Source organism: Actinotalea ferrariae, assembly GCF_019733465.1.
Classification (GTDB): Bacteria; Actinomycetota; Actinomycetes; order Actinomycetales; family Cellulomonadaceae; genus Actinotalea; species Actinotalea ferrariae_A.
This window is the reverse complement of the sequence record NZ_JACVQL010000048.1, coordinates 2220-6332: the sequence shown is the minus strand read 5'-3', so window position 1 is coordinate 6332 and position 4113 is coordinate 2220. Positions and strand designations below refer to the sequence as shown.

The window sequence follows — 4113 nt, the reverse complement described above, 5'->3', positions numbered from 1 at the left end:
CACCACCACCGCCCGCCGGCCGTCCGCGGCGAGCTGCTCCTGCGCCTCGGCCGGCGCGAGGAGGCCGCGCAGGCCTTCGCCCGCGCGCTCGAGCTCGTGCGCAGCGACGTCGAGCGCCGCCACCTGGAGGCCCGCGTCGCCGCCGCGCTCGCCGACGACGACGGCGCCTGACGGGCCGCGGCGCGCGCGTGTCGGGGGTCGGTGGGACGGTGCTCGCATGCGCTACTGCGTGACGGTCGCGAACTTCGGCCCCGGGGTCGACGCCGGCGTGCTCGCGGGCTGGGCGGCCGATGCCGAGGCGGCCGGGTGGGACGGGTTCTTCGTCTGGGACCACCTGTTCGCGTTCGACGACGGCCCGATCGACGTCGTCGACCCGTGGATGGCGCTCGCGGTCGCGGCCGACCGGACCTCACGGATCCGCCTCGGGACGCTGGTCACGCCGCTGCCCCGGCGTCGTCCGGTCAAGCTCGCGCGCGAGACGGTGACGCTCGACCGGCTGAGCGGCGGGCGCGCGGTGCTCGGCGTCGGGATGGGGGGCTTCCCGTTCGAGTGGGACTACCTGGGCGAGGAGCCGGACCTGCCGGCGCGCGGGCGCATGCTCGACGAGCACCTCGAGCTCCTCGCACGGCTGTGGACCGGCGAGCCGGTGGTGCACCGCGGCGAGCACTACCGGGTCGGGCCGGACGAGGGTGCTCCACCGTGGGCGGCCGTCGCGTACCCGCCGCCGGTGCAGCGACCGCGCATCCCGGTGTGGGTCGCCGGGACGTGGCCCGGGACGCGCCCGTTCCGGCGGGCGGCGCGGTGGGACGGTGTCGTGCCCATGCGTGTCGAGGGGGCGTGGACGCCCCGGGACACGCGCGACGTGCACGCGTACGTCGCGCGGCACCGGGAGCCGTCGGCCGGACCGTTCGACCTCGTCGTGCCCGGGGAGAGCCCGCCGGGCGGCGCGGTGGACGCCGCCGCCCCGCACGCCGAGGCGGGCGGCACCTGGTGGCAGGAGAACGTCATCCCCTGGCGCTACGGCTGGTCGGCGGGCGACCCGCTGCCTGCCGCGCGCATGCGCGAGCGGATCCTCGCGGGGCCCTAGTGCCGGCTCGCGTCCCCCGTGCCGGCGCTCGCGCCCTCGCTCGCGTCGGCGCCGTCCGCGTGGTCGGCCTCCTCGGGGCCCGACCACCACGCCGTCCAGCGCCGCTCGACCTCCGCGAGCCGCTCCTCGTCGACGTCGTAGACGCTCAGCACGAGCATGACCTCGCCGTCCGGCGGCGCGGCCGACGGCGGCGTGCGCGCGACGACGAGCAGCGCGTCGCCCTCGTCGGCCACGGTGAGCCCGATCTGCAGGTCCGTCTGGAAGAACACCTCGCCCGTGAACGTCGACCCGTCCGCGCGCTGCACCTCGTACGCGTTGCCGACCGGGTCGTCGCCGAGCATCCGCAGGCCCAGCTCGCTGAGCAGCGGCGCCTCATGCGGCCCGAGGCCGAGACCGTGCACGGAGACCGTCCGCCGCTCCTGACCGGGGTGGCGCTCCAGGGCGAACCGCAGCTGCTGGGCGAACGTGATCCAGCCCTCGTCCACCGGGTCGTACGCGCCGTCGAACTCGTCGTGGTGCGTACGCGCGACGCGCAGCCGGGTGCCGTCGCCCTCGGCCTCGAGCTCGAAGCGGTCGCCGTCGGGCCAGGAGAGCGTGCGAGCGGCGTCGTCGGCCGTCACGGCGTCGCCGAAGATCAGCCGGATCTCCGCGTCGAGCCCCTCGTAGTCCCAGCCGAACCAGCGCCCGACGACCTCCGGGTCGCGCAGCGCGGTCCACACGTCGTCCGGGGCGGCCGCGATCAGCATGTCGACGAGCACGCGCTGCCTTGCCATGGGTCCTCCACGCTCGTGCGGGGCGACGCCGTCCGGGCGCCTGGTCGAGCATGGCACCGCCGCGCGAGGCGTGCACGCGTCGTTCATCCCGCGCGACGGCCGTGCGACGACGGCCCCGGACGGCGCGCAGGACGCGTCGCGGGTCCGGAAAAGCCGTGCACGCCGCGGCGCGGCGGAGGACGGTGAGGTGATGCACCGCCGCACAGGAGCAGGGGCGACGACGGTCGCCGACGACGTCTGGACGGTCCACCGCGTGCCCGTCCCCGAGTCCCTCGACGCCGCGGACGCCTGGGGGGTCCGCGCCGTCGCCGACATCTCGACGCAGGTCGAGCGCGACCACTGGGGCTACGACGACCTCGCCTACACGCCGCAGCACTGCCTGACCTACCTGCGCAACCAGCAGTTCTCGACCCGCATCGAGCTCGCCGTCGTGCGCGGCACCGCCGTGCCGACCTCGCCCGACGACGTCGCAGGCACCGCCGCGATCTCGATGCCCCGCGAGGGCACGACGGGCACGGCCTTCCTCGAGGTCCTCGTCCGGCCGGCCGAGCGCCGCCACGGCGCCGGGTCCGCCCTCGTCGCGGCCGCGGAGCAGCTGGCCCTCGAGCACGGCCGGCGGACGGCGATCGTCTACACGGACCACACCGGCGAGCCGCCCGCCGGCGCCGCGGCCCTCGAGCCCCCGACCGGGAGCGGCCGCATCGCCGCCGACGACCCTGCGGCGACCTTCGCGCTGCGCCGCGGGTACGTGCTCGAGCAGGCCGAGCGCTACAGCGTGCTCGAGCTGCCCGTGGAGCCGGGGCTGCTCGAGCGCCTCGAGTCCGAGGCCCGCGAGCGCGCCGGCGCCGACTACCGGCGGCACGTGTGGACCGACCGCACGCCGGACGCGTGGCTGGACCAGGTCGCGCACCTCTACACACGCATGAGCACCGACGTCCCCGTGGCCGGCCTCGAGATCGACGAGGACCCGTGGTCGCCCGAGCGCGTGCGGTCGTTCGAGGCGGACAACGCGGCCGCGCGCTTCGGCGCGGTCACCATCGCCGCCGAGCACGTGCCGACGGGGACGCTCGCCGGGTTCACGCTCGTCAAGCTCCCGCTCGACCAGCGCGACGTCGTCCACCAGGAGGACACGCTCGTGCTGCGGGAGCACCGCGGCCGGCGCCTGGGCATGGTCATGAAGGTCGCGATGCTGCGGCACCTCGCGGACCACCGGCCGACGGCGCGGCGCGTGCACACGTGGAACGCCGAGGAGAACGCCTTCATGCTCGGCATCAACGTGGCGCTCGGCTTCCGGCGACGCGGCGTCAACGCGGGCTGGCAGCGCCGGCTGGCCTGAGCGCTCGACGTCGGGTCCGCGCACAAGGCCCGCCGGGCCCGGTCACGGGGACGTCCGTAGGCTCGACGCATGGGGACCGGGCCGCGCGCGGGGCACGAGGGGGACGCCCTGCGGCGAGGCCTGACGTACACCGAGGTCGGCGCCTCGCTCGCGGAGACGATGCCCGCCGGCTACCACCACACGCGTGAGCGCCTCCGGCTCGGGACCGGGCGCGAGCTGTTCGAGCGGCACGCGGAGGCCGTCCTGACGTTCGAGATGCACCGGCGTGCCGGTCTCGTGGTCACGACCGACGCGCCGCGTGCGGCGCCCGGCGTCGACGTCGAGGTCGCGCTGCCGATCGGGCCGCTGCTGGTCCGGGCGCCGGACCGGGTCGTGGCCGTCGTCGACGAGCCGGACCGCCGCGGCTTCGCCTACGGGACCCGCGCCGGCCACCCCGAGCGGGGCGAGGAGTCGTTCGTCGTGAGCATCGAGCCGGACGGGGGCGTCTGGTTCGAGGTCCGCGCCTTCTGGCGCTCGGTCCGCTGGTACTCGGTGCTGGGCGGCCCGGTCACCGTCGCCGTCCAGCGCGCGATCACCCGCCGCTACCTCGCCGTCCGCGTGCCCTGACCGCACCAGCCCTCGACCACCCGACCGCACGCCGGCCCGACCGCACCCCGGGACGTGCGGCGCACGGGACCGGTGAGGACGGTGGGGACGGCGGGACGTCACAGGACCACCACCGGTCACAGCAGCACCGCGCGCCGCACATCCTGGGGTGCACCGGCGGCACATGCCACGGCGCCCGCGAGCCCGATCCACCAGCGACTCCGGCACGGGCGCCCGCATGGGAACGCGAGGAGCACCAGCCTGCACCCCAAGATGTGCGGCGCACGTGACCGGTGAGGCCGGTGGGGACGGCGGGACGTCACAGGACCACC

The 4113-nt window shown here is 76.3% G+C and carries 4 protein-coding genes; 3 read left to right on the top strand and 1 reads right to left on the bottom strand.

What is annotated here, in order from left to right; translation table 11 throughout:
- The first annotated feature begins 217 nt into the window (after positions 1 to 217).
- Positions 218 to 1087: an LLM class flavin-dependent oxidoreductase gene (locus tag ICW40_RS04075; RefSeq protein ID WP_221652555.1), complete on the top strand. Its 870-nt coding sequence runs from the start codon at positions 218 to 220 to the stop codon at positions 1085 to 1087.
- On the opposite strand, the gene ICW40_RS04070 is transcribed toward ICW40_RS04075, so the two are convergent.
- On the bottom strand, positions 1084 to 1860 hold the full coding sequence (locus ICW40_RS04070; protein WP_221652554.1) for a hypothetical protein: 777 nt from the start codon (positions 1858 to 1860) through the stop codon (positions 1084 to 1086). The two genes, ICW40_RS04075 and ICW40_RS04070, sit on opposite strands and share 4 nt — an antisense overlap.
- A 190-nt stretch (positions 1861 to 2050) precedes the next feature.
- Here ICW40_RS04070 and ICW40_RS04065 point away from each other — a divergent pair, with 190 nt between their 5' ends.
- Positions 2051 to 3196, top strand: coding sequence for a GNAT family N-acetyltransferase (locus ICW40_RS04065; protein WP_221652553.1), 1146 nt, complete (start codon positions 2051 to 2053; stop codon positions 3194 to 3196).
- Positions 3197 to 3265: 69 nt separating this feature from the next.
- Positions 3266 to 3802: a DUF1990 family protein gene (locus ICW40_RS04060; RefSeq protein ID WP_221652552.1), complete on the top strand. Its 537-nt coding sequence runs from the start codon at positions 3266 to 3268 to the stop codon at positions 3800 to 3802.
- Positions 3803 to 4113: the final 311 nt, after the last annotated feature.

Coding starts and splice junctions, on each gene's coding strand:
- ICW40_RS04060 (WP_221652552.1), top strand. CDS start 3,266: ATGGGGACCGGGCCGCGCGCGGGGCACGAGGGGGACGCCCTGCGGCGA.
- ICW40_RS04070 (WP_221652554.1), bottom strand. CDS start 1,860: ATGGCAAGGCAGCGCGTGCTCGTCGACATGCTGATCGCGGCCGCCCCG.
- ICW40_RS04065 (WP_221652553.1), top strand. CDS start 2,051: ATGCACCGCCGCACAGGAGCAGGGGCGACGACGGTCGCCGACGACGTC.
- ICW40_RS04075 (WP_221652555.1), top strand. CDS start 218: ATGCGCTACTGCGTGACGGTCGCGAACTTCGGCCCCGGGGTCGACGCC.